This window comes from Streptomyces panacea (assembly GCF_040560175.1).
GTDB lineage: Bacteria > Actinomycetota > Actinomycetes > Streptomycetales > Streptomycetaceae > Streptomyces > Streptomyces panacea.
Window position 1 is genome coordinate 16,229 of sequence record NZ_JARJHW010000036.1, and the last position, 16,605, is coordinate 32,833.

Consider the following 16,605-nt stretch of genomic DNA (forward strand, 5'->3'; position numbering starts at 1 on the left):
CGACAGGTATAGTCCACTTCAGGTCGAGTGAGCAAGATCGAAAGCAGGTTTGGGCGGGAGTCTTTCCCTAGTTGAGACCTGGGGCGGGTTTCAGAAGGCCCGCGCGGCATCCGTACGGATCTCGCCGCATTTTCCGGATCGCGCACGGCGCGATATCCGGACCACTCGCGCGCTCTCGTCGCGGGCACTTGTGTGCACATTCCACGAAACACCTGCGGCAGAATGGCCGGTTCTTGTCATCTCACACCGGCAACACCCTTGACACCTTGCGCCCCGTGCACCACTACTTAACCGGCGCATGACTTTTGACAACGTTGTCCATCATGCTTCCGCAGAAGGAAGGCTCGGGATGCAGCCCACACCTAGACCCCGGCTCACGCAGTGCCGCAACGCCGCCCTGGTGGCTGCCGCTTCACTGCTCGTCGTCACCGCACACTCGGCAGCCGTAGCACAGCCGGCCAAAGCCGCGGCTCCCAAGGACTCGTTCGCGTCCTCTTTCGAAGAGGGCGATACCAAGCCGGACTGGCGCAATACCGTCGATAACGGACCCGATGGGGAGAAGCGATCCTCGGGCGTGACCGGCGAGTTCAACGCCGGCATACCCGGCAATGTCACCGACCGGGTCGTGGAGCTGCGCGCCAGCGACGAGAACACGAACGGCGGCGAGGGCAAGGAGAACCTGGTCGACGTCCAGTCGAGCACCAAGTGGCTGGCCTTCGAGCCGACCGCCTGGATCGAGTTCGACCTGGACGCACCCGTCAAGGTCGTGACCTACGCCCTGACCTCGGCCAACGACCACTCCGAGCGCGATCCGAAGGACTGGACGCTCAAGGGATCGACGGACGGCAAGGACTGGAAGACCCTCGACAGCCGAGTGGACCAGACCTTCGGCGAACGATTCCAGACAAAGGCGTACGACTTCGACAATTCGACCGCGTACGCGCACTATCGGCTGGACATCACCAAGAACAACGGGGCGGGTGACGCCACCCAGCTCGCCGACGTCCAGTTCTCCGACGGTGACACCACCACGCCGCCGGCCGCCGACATGCGCAGCCAGATCGACAGCGGCCCCGGCGGCTCGCCCACGGCCAAGTCCAACGCCGGCTTCACGGGCAAGCGCGCGCTGGAGTACGCCGGTTCGCACAAGCCGGACGGCCGGGCCTACTCGTACAACAAGGTCTTCGACGTCAACACGGCCGTGCGCGCCAACACGGAGCTGTCGTACCGGGTCTACCCCTCCATGGCGGAGACGGATCTCAACTACCCGGCCACGAACGTCTCGGTGGACCTCGCCTTCACCGACGGCACGTACCTGAGCGATCTGAAGGCCCTCGACTCGCACGGCGGGCTGATGAGCCCTCAGGGCCAGGGCGAGGCCAAGCGGTTGTACGTCAACCAGTGGAACGCCGTCGCCTCCCGGATCGGCTCGGTCGCCGCCGGCAAGACGGTGGACCGGATACTCGTGGCGTACGACTCCCCCAAGGGCCCGGCGAAGTTCCAGGGCTGGGTGGACGACATCGCGCTGGCGGTGAAGGCGCCCGAGAAGCGCCTCGCGCACCTCTCGGACTACGCGTCCACCACGCGCGGCACCAACTCCAGCGGTTCCTTCTCGCGCGGCAACACCTTCCCGGCCACGGCCGTGCCGCACGGCTTCAACTTCTGGACGCCGGTGACCGACGCCGGATCCACGAGCTGGCTGTACGAGTACTCCCGCGGCAACAACAGCGACAACCTCCCCACGCTGGAGGCGCTGTCCGCGAGCCACGAGCCGAGCCCCTGGATGGGCGACCGGCAGACCTTCCAGCTCATGCCGTCGACGGCCGCCGGCACGCCGGACGCGTCGCGCTCGGCGCGCGCGCTGCCGTACCGCCACGAGAACGAGATCGCCAAGCCGCACTACTACGGCGTGACGTTCGAGAACGGCCTCAAGGCGGAGATCACCCCCACGGACCACGCGGCGGCGATGCGGTTCACCTATCCCAGTGACGACGCGAGCGTCGTACTCGACAACATCACCAACGCGGGCGGTCTGACCATCGACGCGGCGAACCGGTCCTTCACCGGCTACTCCGACGTCAAGAGCGGCGGATCGGCGGGCGCCACACGGCTGTTCGTGTACGGCGTCTTCGACGCGGCGGTCACCGCCAGCGGCCGGCTGCCCGGTGGTGGCGGCAAGGACGTCACCGGCTACGTACGCCTCGACGCGGGCCAGGACCGCACCGTCAACCTGCGGATCGCGACCTCGCTGATCGGCGTCGACCAGGCGAAGAAGAACCTGGCGGACGAGCTGCCGGCCGACCTCGGCTTCGACCGGGTGCGGAAGGACGCGCAGCGCGCCTGGGACAAGCTCCTGGGGAAGGTGGAGGTCGAGGGCGCGAACAAGGACCAGCTCACAACGCTCTACTCCAGCCTCTACCGGCTCTACCTGTATCCCAACTCCGGCTTCGAGAACACGGGTACGAAGAAGAAGCCGAGGCAGCAGTACGCGAGCCCCTTCGTACCGAAGATGGGCACGGACTCCCCCACGCACACGGGCGCGAAGATCGTCACGGGCGAGGTGTACGTCAACAACGGCTTCTGGGACACCTACCGGACGACCTGGCCCGCGTACTCCTTCCTGACGCCGAAGAAGGCCGGGGAGCTGGTGGACGGCTTCGTCCAGCAGTACAAGGACGGCGGCTGGATCTCGCGCTGGTCCTCCCCCGGCTACGCCGACCTGATGACCGGCACCAGTTCGGACGTGGCCTTCGCGGACGCGTACGTGAAGGGTGTCGACTTCGACGCGGAGGCGGCGTACGAGGCGGCGCTGAAGAACGCGACGGTGAAGCCGCCGAGCGCGGGCGTGGGCCGCAAGGGGATGGAGACGTCGCCGTTCCTCGGCTACGCCTCCACGGAGACCCATGAGGGCCTGTCCTGGTCGCTGGAGGGCTACCTCAACGACTACGGCATCGCGAAGATGGGCGAGAAGCTCTACAAGGAGACGGGCAAGAAGCGGTACAAGGAGGAGGCCGCGTACTTCCTCAACCGCGCGCAGAGCTACGTGTCGATCTTCGACTCCGAGGCCGGCTTCTTCCAGGGCCGGAACCTGAAGGGCGACTGGCGGGTCCCGAGCGACAAGTTCGACCCGCGGGTGTGGGGTTACGACTACACCGAGACGAACGCGTGGGGCTACTCCTTCACGGCCGCGCAGGACTCACGCGGCCTCGCCAGTCTGTACGGCGGGCGCGCGGGTCTCGGCGACAAGCTGGACGAGTACTTCGCGACACCGGAGACCGCGGGGCCCGAGTTCGTGGGGTCGTACGGCGGCGTCATCCATGAGATGACGGAGGCGCGGGATGTCCGGATGGGCATGTACGGCCACTCGAACCAGGTCGCGCACCACGCCACGTACATGTACAACGCGGCCTCGCAGCCCTGGAAGACGCAGGAGAAGGTCCGCGAGGTGCTGAGCCGCCTCTACACCGGCAGCGAGATCGGGCAGGGCTACCACGGCGACGAGGACAACGGCGAGCAGTCGGCCTGGTACCTCTTCTCCGCGATGGGCTTCTACCCGCTGGTGATGGGCAGCGGGGAGTACGCGGTGGGCTCGCCGCTCTTCACGAAGACGACGGTGCACCTGGAGAACGGGAAGAAGCTCGTCGTCTCGGCGCCGAAGAACAACGCCGAGAACGTCTACGTGCAGGGCCTGAAGGTCAACGGCAAGAAGTGGGACTCCACGGCGCTGCCGCACGACGTGCTGGCCAAGGGCGGCACGCTGGAGTTCGACATGGGCGCGAAGCCGTCGACGTGGGGCTCGGGCAAGGACGCGGCGCCGGTGTCGATCGCGAAGGACGACAAGGTGCCGTCGCCGAGGGTGGACGCGGTGACCGGCGCGGGCGAGCTGTTCGACAACTCGTCGAAGACGGCGGGCGCGGTGGCGGGTTCGGTGGACCTGCCGGTGTCGTCGGCGACGAAGGCGGTGCAGTACACGCTCACGTCGTCCACGGCGGAGACGTCACCGGCCGCGTGGGAGCTCCAGGGCTCGGCGGACGGCAAGACGTGGAAGACGCTCGACAAGCGGTCGGGTCAGTCCTTCGAGTGGGACCAGCAGACGCGGGCGTTCACGGTGGCGACGCCGGGGTCGTACGCGAAGTATCAGTTGGTGACGGAGGGTCAGGCGCAGCTGGCGGAGGTGGAGTTGCTGCGGTAGCTCGTTGTCCGGCCTGACGGGGAGCGGGCTGTGGACCGAGGTCCACAGCCCGCTTCCTGTTCTCCGTCCGGCGGATCGCAACTGCCCGCCGGCCGGGCCTACTTGCGGATCAGGCTGCGGAGCACGTACTGCATGATGCCGCCGTTGCGGTAGTAGTCCGCCTCGCCCGGGGTGTCGATGCGGACCACCGCGTCGAACTCCACGCCCGTGTCCGTCGTGACCTTGACCGTCGCCGGCGTCGTACCGTCGTTGAGGACCGTCACACCGGTGAAGGTGAACGCCTCCTCGCCCGTGAGGCCGTACGACAGCGCCGACGCGCCTTCCGGGTACTGGAGCGGCAGTACACCCATGCCGATCAGGTTCGAGCGGTGGATGCGCTCGTACGACTCGGCGATGACCGCCCTGACGCCCAGCAGCGCCGTGCCCTTCGCCGCCCAGTCGCGGGACGAGCCCGAGCCGTACTCCTTGCCCGCGAGGACGACCAGCGGCGTGCCGGCCGCCTGGTAGTTCTGCGAGGCGTCGTAGATGAAGGAGACCGGGCTGTCCGCCACCGTGAAGTCGCGGGTGTAGCCGCCCTCCGTACCGGGCGCGATCTGGTTGCGCAGGCGGATGTTGGCGAACGTGCCGCGGATCATGACTTCGTGGTTGCCGCGGCGCGAGCCGTACGAGTTGAAGTCACGGCGCTCGACACCGTGCTCGGTGAGGTACTTGCCCGCCGGGGTGTCCGCCTTGATCGCGCCGGCCGGGGAGATGTGGTCGGTGGTGACCGAGTCGCCCAGCATGGCGAGCACGCGCGCGCCGGTGATGTCGGCGACCGGGGTCGTCTCCATCGTCATGCCCTCGAAGTACGGGGGCTTGCGTACGTAGGTCGACTGCGGGTCCCACTCGAAGGTGTTGCCCGTCGGGATCGACAGCGCCTGCCACTGGGCGTCGCCCGCGAAGACGTCCTGGTAGGACTTGTTGAACATGTCCTCGCCGATGGCGGAGGCGACGACCTCGTTGACCTCGGCCTCGGTCGGCCAGATGTCTTCGAGGTGGACGGGCTTGCCGTCCTGGTCCACGCCGATCGCGTCGCGCGTGATGTCGACCTTCATGGAGCCGGCGATCGCGTAGGCCACGACCAGCGGCGGGGACGCCAGGTAGTTCATCTTGACGTCGGGGTTGATCCGGCCCTCGAAGTTGCGGTTGCCGGAGAGCACCGCGGCGACGGCGAGGTCGTTCTCGTTGATCGCCTTGGAGATCTCCTCGTCCAGCGGACCCGAGTTGCCGATGCAGGTCGTGCAGCCGTAACCGACGAGGTTGAAGCCGAGCTTGTCGAGGTACGGCGTGAGGTTGGCCTTGTCGAAGTAGTCCGTGACGACCTTCGAGCCCGGCGCCAGGGTCGTCTTGACCCAGGGCTTGCGGGTGAGGCCCTTCTCCACGGCCTTCTTCGCGACGAGCGCGGCGGCGACCATCACGTACGGGTTCGAGGTGTTGGTGCACGAGGTGATCGCGGCGACGGTGACGGCGCCGTGGTCGATCTCGTACGTCGATCCGTCCGGCGTGGTGACCAGGGTCGGGCGGGTCGGCACACCGTTGGCGGAGGCCGGCGAGTCGGAGGCCGGGAAGGACTCCTTGCCCGCCTCCTCGTCGTCCGTCACGTAGTTGCGGACGTCGAGCGCGAACTGCTGCTTGGCGTTGGCCAGGACGATACGGTCCTGCGGGCGCTTGGGGCCCGCGATGGACGGGACGACCGTGGCGAGGTCGAGCTCCAGCTTCTCGGAGAAGTCGGGCTCGGCGGCCGGGTCGAGCCAGAGGCCCTGCTCCTTGGCGTACGCCTCGACGAGCGCCACCTGCTGCGCGTCGCGGCCGGTCAGGCGCAGGTACTTCAGCGTCTCGTCGTCGATCGGGAAGATCGCGGCGGTCGAGCCGAACTCCGGCGACATGTTGCCGATGGTGGCGCGGTTGGCGAGCGACGTGGCGCCGACGCCCTCACCGTAGAACTCGACGAACTTGCCGACGACGCCGTGCTTGCGCAGCATCTCGGTGATCGTGAGGACGAGGTCGGTGGCGGTGGTGCCCGGGGTCAGCTCGCCGGTCAGCTTGAAGCCGACGACGCGCGGGATGAGCATCGAGACGGGCTGCCCGAGCATCGCGGCCTCGGCCTCGATGCCGCCGACGCCCCAGCCGAGCACACCGAGGCCGTTGACCATGGTGGTGTGCGAGTCGGTGCCGACGAGGGTGTCGGGGTACGCCTGGCCGCCGCGGACCATGACGGTGCGGGCCAGGTGCTCGATGTTGACCTGGTGGACGATGCCGGTGCCGGGCGGGACGACCTTGAACTCGTCGAACGCGGTCTGGCCCCAGCGCAGGAACTGGTAACGCTCCTTGTTGCGGCCGTACTCCAGCTCGACGTTCTGCGCGAAGGACTCGGGCGTGCCGAACTTGTCGGCGATGACGGAGTGGTCGATGACCAGCTCGGCCGGGGCCAGCGGGTTGATCTTCGCGGCGTCACCGCCGAGCTCCTTGACGGCCTCACGCATGGTGGCGAGGTCGACGACGCAGGGCACGCCGGTGAAGTCCTGCATGATGACGCGGGCCGGGGTGAACTGGATCTCCTGGCTCGGCTGTGCCTGGGAGTCCCACCCACCGATCGAGCGGATGTGGTCGGCGGTGATGTTCGCGCCGTCCTCGGTGCGGAGCAGGTTCTCCAGCAGCACCTTCAGGCTGTAAGGGAGGCGCGCTGAGCCCTCGACCTTGTCCAGCCTGAAGATCTCGTACGACTCGTCGCCCACGCGCAGTGTGCTGCGGGCGTCGAAGCTGTTCGCCGACACGACAGTCTCCTTCATGAATGTGCGCGTACTACCGCGCCGCGACGCGTGTGCGGCTGATGCCGCGCGGTGCCGCCAACGGGCTGCTCGCCGATCCGCTAAGGTAAGGCTAAGTTAGGTTCGCCTTACTGCCTGGCGGCTGCGGTACGCCTTCGGCAGATATCTCGATGTCGAGATAACTCTAGTACATGACCGCTTCGAGGTCATGCCCGGGCGGCGTTGTCCTTCGCGGCGAAGGCCGAACATTCTCACCGAAGGCCGGTCGGTGGGCGCTTTCCCGACGAAGGCCGAGCGGGCCGGTCAGAGCCGGATCGACGAAGAGGCTGCCGCCCGACCCGGATGGGCGGACGGCAGCCCCCGTGGGCGCGTGGCGGGGATCAGCCGGGGATCATTCGGGGAGCCGGTCCATCAGCCAGGTGCACAGCTCCTCGGTGATGGCCGTGTGCGCGGTGGTCGTGGACGAACAGTGGAAGTCGTCCAGCTCGCCGTCATCCGGGCTCAGTTCGCCGATGTTCACGTACAGGTCGCCCTGCTTCTCGATGTCGCGGATCGCGACCGCGCTGACCGAGGGCACGAAGCAGACCTCCTCGTGCCGCAGGTCCGCCTTGCCGCCGAGCTTCTTCATCGTGTCGGCGAGGATCTTGTAGGTGTGCAGCGTTCCGCCCGGCGCGCCGTCCAGTTCCGGGAAGCCGTCGGTCGTGATGGTCCTCTCGGCCTTGGGGAGCCTGCGGTTGAGGTAGGCGGCCGTCACGTCGTCGCCCTGGGCCTGGGTGTAGAAGGTGGTGCCGGGGTAGATCCGGTCGATCCGCAGCGCGACTTCGCCGGGTGCCACGTCCGGCAGGCCGATCCCATCGGCGCGGCCGTTGGCCACGGCGATCTTCAACGGGATCTGCGGCCAGTTGCCGACCCGGTCCAAGGCGTCCAGGAACTCCGTGCGCTCAGGGGCGACACCGATCTTGCCGGTGTCCGCGTCGTAGTGCTGCCACAGCATCTGGCGCGCGGCCGGGCTGTTCATCTGGTCCGCGAAGTCGTTCGGGAAGGGGATGAAGTGCGAGAACGCCTGCACGCCGACCGGGATGGAAGCGCCGCGGTGCGGGCTGTCGTAGGAGAAGTACACCGCGGTCCGGTGATCCATCCGCTGCGCCTCCATCTTGGCGAGCGCGTAGCGGGTGACGATGCCGCCCATGCTGAAGCCGCCGACGACCAGGCGGGCGTCGCCCAACTGCTCGGCGCCGGCTCGCATGATGGCAGCCTCGGCCGCCTGCGCGTTGTCCAGGATCGAGGCGCTGCGCTCGTCGAAACCGAGCAGGATCACGTCCCTGCCGCGTCGGCGCAGCTCGGTGACGAACGGAAAGTCGCCGCTCTCCAGCCCTTGGTGGAGCACGTCGAGCCTGCTCCGGCCGAGGCTGAACCCGTCCGCCATGATCACGGGCCGGGAGAGGTGCTTGTTGCCCTCGCCGAGGAAGACCCAGGCGAAGCCGTTCGGCAGGGGCCACTCCTCGTGCTCCGGTACCTGGATCGTCCCGGCGGGTTCGGCGGTCAACGGACCGCCGAGAGTGAACGAACCGACGTTGGGCTCGGTCGACTCGGGCATGGTCGTACTCCTCGTGGAAGGGGGGTGGGAGATACGACGTCATCATGGGGGGCGATCCGGGCGTATCACTCTTCTGAGCTGCGAGGTTCACCACATCTGATGGAGCACGCACGGCGGGTTTGACGCGCCCGGTATATGCCGCCGGCTGTTCCTCCTACGAAGATCGCCGACGGGTCCGCGGCGGCGCCGGGCGGAGCAATCCCGCCCCCGTGCGGCGGCCAGCCCGTCCTGGGCTACTTGCGGACGCGGTACTTGAGATGGGTGGCGCCGGGGGTGTCCACCACGCGGATCGGTTCGAGGTCGTGCGAACCCAGCCCCAGGTTGTCGAACAGCCGGAGGCCGGCGCCGAACAGCACGGGGATCACGTGCAGTTGGAGTTCGTCGACGAGGCGGGCCCTCAGATACTGCTGCACGGTGTCGGCGCCGCCCGCGATGTCGACGTTACGGCCGGCGGAGACGGCCTTGGCCTGGTCGAGCGCGCTGTGGATGCCGTCGGTGACGAACGTGAAGCTGGTGCCGCCCTCCTTGACGAGGGTGGGCCCCGGCCGGTTGGTCAGCACGAAGACCGGGGCCCGGAACGGCGGATTGTCGGCCCAGAAGTCCACACCGGAGTCGTACATGAGCCGTCCCATGACCACGGCGCCGGTCGCCTCGAACCACTCGCGCATGATGTCGGAGTCCTGGTCCGCCTCACCACCGGCCAGTCCGGTGCGCTCGCGCCAGCTGGACTGTGCGTGGATCCAGCCGCCGATCCGGTCGGCGCCGTAGCCTGCGGGGTTGGCGACGCTGTGGTCGGTGCCGGCGACATAGCCGTCCAGCGACATGACCATGTCGGCGGTGACGGTGACCGTCATGAGAGTGCTCCTTCGACGCTCGGTGGTGCTGTCGGTGCTGTCGGTGCTTCGGTGGTGTCGGTTCTTCGGTGCTTCGGTTCCGAGAGTGCTGCTGTTCGTCTGTCGTGAAGGAGTCGGTCGGCGGGCGTCGATCTCGACATACGCGGCCCACTCGCCGCGGTGACGTGCGCCACTTCGCCTGGCGTACGGCACGCGGCGAGCCGAGCAGCGCGAGCGCGTCGACATCCGGACCGCCCGGCCCGGCGGTGCCGACGCGCGGGTGCCGACGAGCAGGTGCCGACCGGGCGGTGGGCGTGGCCGACGGCGTCCCCGTCGAGTCGCAGGGCGTGGGCGAGGGCGTCGATCACCGGGCCGGAGGGGCTGCGTTCCCGGCGCTGCTCCGGACGGGCGTAGTGGTCGGCGCCGACCCCGGCGAGTACGGCGACCTCCGCGCGCCGCAGCCCGGCGACCCGGCGGACTCCGGAGCTGGGCATTCCCACGTCGGCGGGCCTCGGCCGGGCGCGCCGGGCCCGCAGGAATTCGCCCGGTCCGGAACCGCTCATGGGGCAAATCGTACGTCGCGGCGCGCCGCCGGGCCGGGCCCCCGGAGCCGTCCGGAGGCCGACGTCAACGAACTCGCGATCAGGCCGACGGCCCAGGGCTGACGGCCGACGGGGGCCGGCGCTCCCGGCCGCCACCTGCCTGCGGGGCTCACCCCTCGGGCGTGTCCGACTCCAGGGTGGCGAGCGCTCGCGCGAGCCTGGCCGCCCTGACCTCCGGGGTCCGTGCGGTCATCAGCCGCAGCAGGACGCGGTATCGGGCCGACTTGTCCAGCCGCTCGAAAGCCTGCCGCGCCCGCTCACGGCCCTCCAGCGCGGCGGTGAGATCGGGCGGCACGGTCGCGTTCTTCTGCGACTCGTACGCCGCGTCCCACCGGCCGTCCGCCTGCGCCGCCCGGACCTCCACGAGACCCGGCTCGCGCATCCGCCCGGCCTCGATCAGGGTCTCGATCCGTCCGACGTTCACCTTCGACCACACGCCCCTCGGCCGACGCGGTGTGAACTTCTGGAGGTAGTGGTCCGCGTCGTACGACTTCGCCTGGCCGTCGATCCAGCCGAAGCAGAGGGCGACTTCGACGGCGTCCAGGTAACTGAGCGCAACCTGACGGCAGTTCTTCTTGCCGATCTTCAACCAGATTCCGGACTGGAGCGTGTGGTGGTCCGTGAGCCACGCCTCCAGCTCGGCGCCGTCCCCGAACGCGAGGATCTCTACTCCGCCGATCGTTTCCATACGGCCACGCTAGTCCCCATCTAGGCCAGTTCCCGTCCTAGATCGGAGCCTGCTCCCGTACGTCAGGTGACTCTCCTTCAATGTCACTGCCGGCACACATGCATGAGGACCCACGGGTAACCCGTACTCCCGACAGGGCTCCACCGAGGCCGACTTGAGGAGAACACCGTGCCGATCACCTTCCGTAAGAGCTTCCGGATCCTGCCGGGCGTACGCCTCAACATCAACAAGCGCTCGTGGTCCATCACCAGCGGCAGCAAGAACGGCCCGAAGCACACCACGAGCAGCACCGGCCGACGGACGACCTCGATGGATCTGCCCGGCCCGTTCGGCTGGCGCAAGACCACGAAGAAGCGCCGCGGCCACTGATCCGGGGCGCGCCACCCGTCCGGCCGTACTCCGCTCGCCGGGGCGGTCGCGTCGGGTCAGGATGGAGTGCGAGGCTCGCGTGTGAGCCTCGGCCGGGGCTCCACGAATGGCGGACCTCAACCACTCTCTCATCTCACATATGAGATAGCCTTTCGCCATGGCAGACGACTACCTCGTACGCATCGGCAAGCTCATCCGTGACGCCCGACAGCACAGGGGCTGGACTCAGACACAGCTTGCGGATGCGCTGGCCACCAGCCAGAGCGCCGTGAATCGCATCGAGCGCGGCAACCAAAACATCAGCCTTGAGATGATCGCGCGCATCGGTGAGGCGCTCGACAGTGAGATCGTGTCGCTCGGATATGCGGGGCCGATGCACCTTCGCGTGGTCGGCGGACGCCGGCTCTCCGGTTCCATCGACGTCAAGACGAGCAAGAACGCCTGTGTGGCGCTGCTCTGCGGTTCGCTGCTCAACAAGGGCCGTACGGTCCTGCGACGGGTGGCGCGTATCGAGGAGGTCTACCGGCTCCTCGAAGTGCTCAACTCCATCGGCGTACGCACCCGTTGGATCAACGACGGCATGGATCTGGAGATCGCGCCGCCGGCGGAGCTGGACATGGCCGCCATGGACGCGGACGCCGCGCGCCGCACCCGCTCGATCATCATGTTCCTCGGCCCGCTGCTGCACCGCATGGACAACTTCCGGCTGCCGTACGCGGGTGGCTGCGACCTCGGTACGCGCACGATCGAGCCGCACATGATCGCGCTACGCCGTTTCGGTCTGGACATCACGGCGACCGAGGGGCTGTACCACGCGGTGGTCGACCGCTCGACGTCGCCGGACCGGCCCATCGTGCTGACCGAGCGCGGGGACACGGTCACGGAGAACGCGCTGCTGGCCGCCGCCCGGCACGACGGCGTCACCGTCATCCGTAACGCGTCGTCGAACTACATGGTCCAGGACCTGTGCTTCTTCCTGGACGCGCTCGGGGTACGGGTCGACGGCGTCGGCACCACCACGCTCACCGTGCACGGTGTGCCGAGCATCGACACCGATGTCGACTACTCCCCCTCCGAGGACCCGGTCGAGGCGATGAGCCTGATCGCCGCCGCGGTGGTCACCGAGTCCGAGCTGACGATCCGCCGGGTGCCGATCGAGTTCCTGGAGATCGAACTCGCGGTGCTGGAGGAGATGGGCCTGGACCACGACCGTACGCCCGAGTACCCGGCGGACAACGGCCGTACCCGGCTGGTGGATCTGACCGTACGGCCCTCGAAGCTGGAGTCGCCGATCGACAAGATCCACCCGATGCCCTTCCCGGGGCTGAACATCGACAACGTGCCGTTCTTCGCGGCGATCGCCGCCGTCGCACAGGGCACCACGCTGATCCACGACTGGGTCTACGACAACCGCGCCATCTACCTGACGGACCTCAACCGCCTCGGCGGCCGGCTCCAACTCCTCGACCCGCACCGGGTCCTGGTGGAAGGCCCGACCCGCTGGCGCGCCGCGGAGATGATGTGCCCGCCGGCGCTGCGTCCCGCGGTGGTGGTGCTGCTGGCGATGATGGCGGCGGACGGCACGTCGGTGCTGCGCAACGTCTATGTGATCAACCGCGGTTACGAGGATCTGGCGGAGCGACTGAACTCGGTGGGCGCGCAGATCGAGATCTTCCGCGACATCTGAACCGCCGGTGGCGCCGCACCTCTCCCCCACCGCCGTGAAGTGGGCCGGGGAGAGGTGCGGCGGTGCCGTGTGTCCGCCAGGGGTCTTCACGGCTCTCTTTTACGACAACCTGTCGTAATGTTTACGACAGGTTGTCGCGTAAAGGCGTGGGCGCTGTGGTGCGTGCCATCGCGAGCGCGGCGGAACAGACGCTCCGACGTCGCCCAGTGGATGGAAAAGGACTCTCGCCCGGCTTCGACCGCGAGCGAACTCGACGTCCAACCCGCCCTGATACGTGGGGCGTTGCGACCCCGTCCCGATCGCGCTGCCGCGCCGCCTCGCTCCGGGAGCCGTCCGGCGGGTGGCACTACGGTTGGCCGACCATGACCGATCTCTTCGGAATCAACCACCTGACTCTGTCCACGACCCACCTCGACCGACTCGTGACGTACTACACGGAGTTGCTCGGCGCGACGCTCGCCTTCGAACGCGCCGCGACCGCCGCTGATCCTCGGTTCGCAGTCATCGACGTCGGCGGGGACGACCACCTGATGATCGTCGAAACCGCTACCGCCGCCACCACGGGTCTCGACCCCCTCGGCAGGGCGGGATGGGGGCTGCGCGTGGGAACGTACGCGCGACTCTGTGAAGTCCGCGAACGAATCCTGGATGCCGGGTGGCCGGCCGGACCGATCGAGACACTGCCCACGCAGTGGACGATGACAGCCCGCGATCCCGACGGACGTCCCGTGGACGTCCGGGCCCATCGCCCCCGCCCCGGATCGCCACCGCCCGTCGGCTGACGCCCGTCCCGACTCCCAACACATGTCGCGGTGCCGGTCCTTGGGCTCAGGCCGGATCAGCGAGCGGGGTCCGGCCGGCACTCGCTGCGGCGTCGGAGTCGCAGTTGGCGTCGCAGTCGGAGTCGGTCAAGTACGTCCAGTACAAGGGACGATCGTCCGCCGTGTCAGAACCGGCGGCCCACAAACGGTGTGTCGCCAACACGGCGGGTACGAAGGGCGTTTGTTCGTCCCTCGTAGTCCGCCGGATGCCCGGGTGTGGCAAAGTCGTGCCGGTGGATGAGCTGCGACCTCAAGATCCGGCGCGAATAGGCGTGTGGCAGATTCTCGCCCGGCTCGGCGCGGGCGGCATGGGACAGGTGTATCTCGGCCGTTCACCCGGCGGCCGGCTGGTGGCGGTGAAGGTGATCCGCGACGAGATCCGGGACCATCCGGAGTCGCTGGCCCGCTTCCGGCGGGAAGCCGCGACCATGGAAGCCGTACGGAGCCCCTACACCGCTCAGTTGATCGAGGCGTCGCTCGACGCGTCCCCGTACTGGCTGGCCACCGAGTACGTCCCGGGACCCACACTGCGCGACGCCGTACGCGCGAGCGGCCCGTTTCCGCCGGAGAGCGCGCTGCGGCTGTTCGCCGCGCTCGCCGAGGGGCTGGCCACGGTCCATGTCCACGGCGTCACGCACCGGGACCTGAAGCCGCAGAACGTCATCCTCGCGCCGCAAGGACCGCAGCTGATCGACTTCGGCATCGCCCGGGGGCTTGAGCTGACGATCCTCACCCAGGTCGGCATGGCCGTGGGGACACCCGGTTACACCGCGCCCGAGGTCCTCCTCCGTAATGAGGTCGGCCCGGCGGCGGACATCTTCGCGCTGGGCGCGACGATCGCCTACACCGCGACCGGCCGGCCTCCGTACGGAGGCGGGGATGCCTCGGCGGTGAGCTACCGGACCGTGCACGAGGACATCGACCTGACGGGAGTACGGGACGACCTGGCCGCGCTGATCCGGCGATGCGTCGCCAAGGACCCTGCTGAACGGCCCGAGTTGGCAGCCGTGATCGCCGGATGCGCGGTGGACTCGGCGCTGGCGGCGGACGCGCACTACCGGTCGGTGGCCCGCGACACGGACGCTGGGCCCGAAGCCGTACCGGAGCACGTATCCGTATCCAAGCCCGAGCCGGTGTCCGCCGCGCGGCCGGCCGAGACCGGGCGCTGGGGATACGACGAGACCACCCCGTACGGCGTGCCGGGCCATCAGCCGCCCCCCGCCGCCGCCAGGACCGGACGTCGCAAGGGCTGGCTCGCGGTATGCGCGGTGGCGCTCGTCGTGCCGTTGGCGTTCTGGCTGCTTCCCGGACTCGGCGACGACGATCAGGATCCCGGAGCGGCGCCCACCACCGGGACCACCGCGTCCGTGCCGGGCGCATCCGGGCCGAGCACGTCCGGACCGGCCGCCAAGGACGAGTCGGCGAAGCGCCCACCGGACCACATCGTGAGCGACCGTGTCTCGCAGGACCGTTGGACCCTGTCGGACGATACGAAAGAGGCCTCCCAGGGCATGGGCTCCTGCGATCTGGCCAGTATCGCCGACTCCTATCCGCCGATGGGATTGCAGTCCTCCGTCTCGCACACCACCGGCTCGGGCACCGCCTCGATGTCCTTCCGCCCCAAGGCCGCCGGGAGCGGGAAGCGCCCCGCGCCGTACTACGTGTCCGTCGGGATACGCCCTCCGCACGAGACCGACCGCACCACCGGGCGCCCCCTCAAGTCGGCGGGGAAGGGCATCGGCTTCACCAGCAAGCCCGTCGACCTCTACTCGCGGTGGTCCTCGGGCGGCACCATCAAGCTCAGGTACCCCGACGACTTCCGGGCCCACTTCGACGCCCGGACCGTCGACGCGATCCCGGTGAGCGACGATCCGGGTGACTGGACCGTGGTGATCTACCACGTCGAGGGCGGACCGAAGAAGTTCACGTCCATCGTCTGCAGCGGCTTCCACGCGTAAGGGATCACGCTCGCGCGCCCGGCGGTGCGGGGACGCCAGTTCCGGCCTTCTGGGGTGTGGCGCACGGTGGTTCGGGAGGCAGCAGGGCGCTGTGGTGGTGGCGGAGCAGACGTTCGTGGGCCGAGGTGAAGAGTTCGCGCCCGATGCCCACCGCGAGGTCGTCGGCGGCAGCGTCTGACGGTGGCGGTGGGATGTCGACCGCCTCGGGCGGGGCGGGATGGCCGGTGGCGCGCAGGAGCCGGGTGAGGGCCTGTGCGCGGGCGTCGGTGGAGCCACCGAGGGCGGGGCCGGCGAGTTCTTCGTGGGTGATCACACAGACCGCCGGGTGGTGGAGCAGCCACTGGCCGCGGTGGGCCTCTCGCATGCCGGGGAAGCCGGGGTCCGTCAGGGCGAGCGTGATCTTGTCGTCCAGAGTGGGCCGGGTGGCGAGGATGTCGCGGTAGATGAGGTGCTGGGGAAGGGAGCCGACGCGGTCCACAGGCTGGGAGAGGGCGCGGATCTGGCTGATGATCCGGTCCCGGATGTCGCGGTGGTGGTGGACGATCGGCGGCTGGGACCGGGTGTGCCAGGTGCGGAGGAAATCCGCGTCGGTGTTGTGGAGGTCCAGGCCGGTGACGTACCAGCAGCCCCGGCCCGGCAGCAGGGTGAGCAGCGTGGTGTCCGGCAGGCGGGCGAGGCGGGACTCGGTGTCCGGGTCGGCGGGTGAGGCGTGGGTGGTGGGCTGGCCCAGGCGGGACCACCACACCCGCCACAGGGCGCCGACCGCCTGCTGGAAGGCGGATTCCAGGGCATCACGGTCGTGCCGGGGATCCAGCAGAAGCGCCGTCCGGTCCGGGCCGTAGGCGGCCGTGAGCAGGGAGTACACCTCACCGGGGCCGGGATGCCCGGCGCCGGCGGCCGGGTCGCCGCTCATCGTGCCGTACGAGGTGTAGCCGAGGGCGCCGGTGACGTCCGCCAGCAGCGAGGTGCCGCTGCCCGGCAGGGAGACGGCGATCATCTGGGGCACGGCCATGGAACATCTCCCGGAAGAAGGCGGAGCCGTCCCGGCCCC

At 68.8% G+C, this 16,605-nt stretch carries 10 protein-coding genes and 1 pseudogene; 5 read left to right on the plus strand and 6 right to left on the minus strand.

The genetic code is table 11. The annotated features are described in order from the left end of the window. The first annotated feature begins 349 nt into the window (after positions 1 to 349). Positions 350 to 4,192: a GH92 family glycosyl hydrolase gene (locus tag P3L51_RS11855; protein ID WP_354605096.1), complete on the plus strand. Its 3,843-nt coding sequence runs from the start codon at positions 350 to 352 to the stop codon at positions 4,190 to 4,192. Positions 4,193 to 4,290: 98 nt separating this feature from the next. Here the strand turns inward: P3L51_RS11855 and acnA are convergent, their stop codons facing one another. From acnA to P3L51_RS11880, 5 genes and pseudogenes are all read right to left on the minus strand, one after another. Continuing rightward, the gene (acnA, locus tag P3L51_RS11860; RefSeq protein ID WP_354605121.1) at positions 4,291 to 7,005 is read right to left on the minus strand and encodes an aconitate hydratase AcnA; all 2,715 of its coding nucleotides are present in this window, start codon (positions 7,003 to 7,005) and stop codon (positions 4,291 to 4,293) included. 385 nt (positions 7,006 to 7,390) lie between these two features. Continuing rightward, a complete protein-coding gene (locus P3L51_RS11865; protein ID WP_354605097.1) occupies positions 7,391 to 8,596 on the minus strand; it encodes an esterase/lipase family protein in 1,206 nt (401 codons plus the stop codon). Positions 8,597 to 8,829: 233 nt separating this feature from the next. Then, positions 8,830 to 9,450 carry a dihydrofolate reductase family protein gene (locus P3L51_RS11870; RefSeq protein WP_354605098.1) on the minus strand — a complete coding sequence of 207 codons (621 nt, stop codon included), beginning with the start codon at positions 9,448 to 9,450 and terminating at the stop codon, positions 8,830 to 8,832. Between the two features lie 292 nt (positions 9,451 to 9,742). After that, positions 9,743 to 9,992: pseudogene (locus tag P3L51_RS11875) on the minus strand (helix-turn-helix domain-containing protein); the annotation flags it as partial. Positions 9,993 to 10,140: 148 nt separating this feature from the next. Next, positions 10,141 to 10,719 (minus strand): YdeI/OmpD-associated family protein, encoded by a 579-nt coding sequence (locus tag P3L51_RS11880; RefSeq protein WP_354605099.1) that lies wholly within the window; start codon positions 10,717 to 10,719, stop codon positions 10,141 to 10,143. Between the two features lie 168 nt (positions 10,720 to 10,887). On the opposite strand from P3L51_RS11880, the gene P3L51_RS11885 reads away from it, so the two are divergent. The 4 genes from P3L51_RS11885 to P3L51_RS11900 all read left to right on the plus strand — a co-directional run bounded on the left by P3L51_RS11885 (position 10,888) and on the right by P3L51_RS11900 (position 15,554). Continuing rightward, positions 10,888 to 11,088 carry a DUF4236 domain-containing protein gene (locus P3L51_RS11885; protein ID WP_354605100.1) on the plus strand — a complete coding sequence of 67 codons (201 nt, stop codon included), beginning with the start codon at positions 10,888 to 10,890 and terminating at the stop codon, positions 11,086 to 11,088. 157 nt (positions 11,089 to 11,245) lie between these two features. Next, on the plus strand, positions 11,246 to 12,775 hold the full coding sequence (locus P3L51_RS11890; RefSeq protein WP_354605101.1) for a helix-turn-helix domain-containing protein: 1,530 nt from the start codon (positions 11,246 to 11,248) through the stop codon (positions 12,773 to 12,775). Between the two features lie 362 nt (positions 12,776 to 13,137). After that, positions 13,138 to 13,557, plus strand: coding sequence for a VOC family protein (locus tag P3L51_RS11895; RefSeq protein WP_354605102.1), 420 nt, complete (start codon positions 13,138 to 13,140; stop codon positions 13,555 to 13,557). A gap of 272 nt (positions 13,558 to 13,829) precedes the next feature. Continuing rightward, positions 13,830 to 15,554 (plus strand): serine/threonine-protein kinase, encoded by a 1,725-nt coding sequence (locus P3L51_RS11900; protein WP_354605103.1) that lies wholly within the window; start codon positions 13,830 to 13,832, stop codon positions 15,552 to 15,554. A gap of 4 nt (positions 15,555 to 15,558) precedes the next feature. Here P3L51_RS11900 and P3L51_RS11905 read toward each other — a convergent pair whose 3' ends face one another. After that, entirely contained in the window at positions 15,559 to 16,566 is a 1,008-nt protein-coding gene (locus P3L51_RS11905) for a hypothetical protein (RefSeq protein WP_354605104.1), read from the minus strand. Between the last annotated feature and the right edge of the window lie 39 nt (positions 16,567 to 16,605).

Excerpts from the sequence above, each read along its gene's own strand:
- P3L51_RS11855 (WP_354605096.1), top strand. The coding sequence starts at position 350 with ATGCAGCCCACACCTAGACCCCGGCTCACGCAGTGCCGCAACGCCGCC.
- P3L51_RS11865 (WP_354605097.1), bottom strand. The coding sequence starts at position 8,596 with ATGCCCGAGTCGACCGAGCCCAACGTCGGTTCGTTCACTCTCGGCGGT.
- P3L51_RS11870 (WP_354605098.1), bottom strand. The coding sequence starts at position 9,450 with ATGACGGTCACCGTCACCGCCGACATGGTCATGTCGCTGGACGGCTAT.
- P3L51_RS11880 (WP_354605099.1), bottom strand. The coding sequence starts at position 10,719 with ATGGAAACGATCGGCGGAGTAGAGATCCTCGCGTTCGGGGACGGCGCC.
- P3L51_RS11890 (WP_354605101.1), top strand. The coding sequence starts at position 11,246 with ATGGCAGACGACTACCTCGTACGCATCGGCAAGCTCATCCGTGACGCC.
- P3L51_RS11895 (WP_354605102.1), top strand. The coding sequence starts at position 13,138 with ATGACCGATCTCTTCGGAATCAACCACCTGACTCTGTCCACGACCCAC.
- P3L51_RS11905 (WP_354605104.1), bottom strand. The coding sequence starts at position 16,566 with ATGGCCGTGCCCCAGATGATCGCCGTCTCCCTGCCGGGCAGCGGCACC.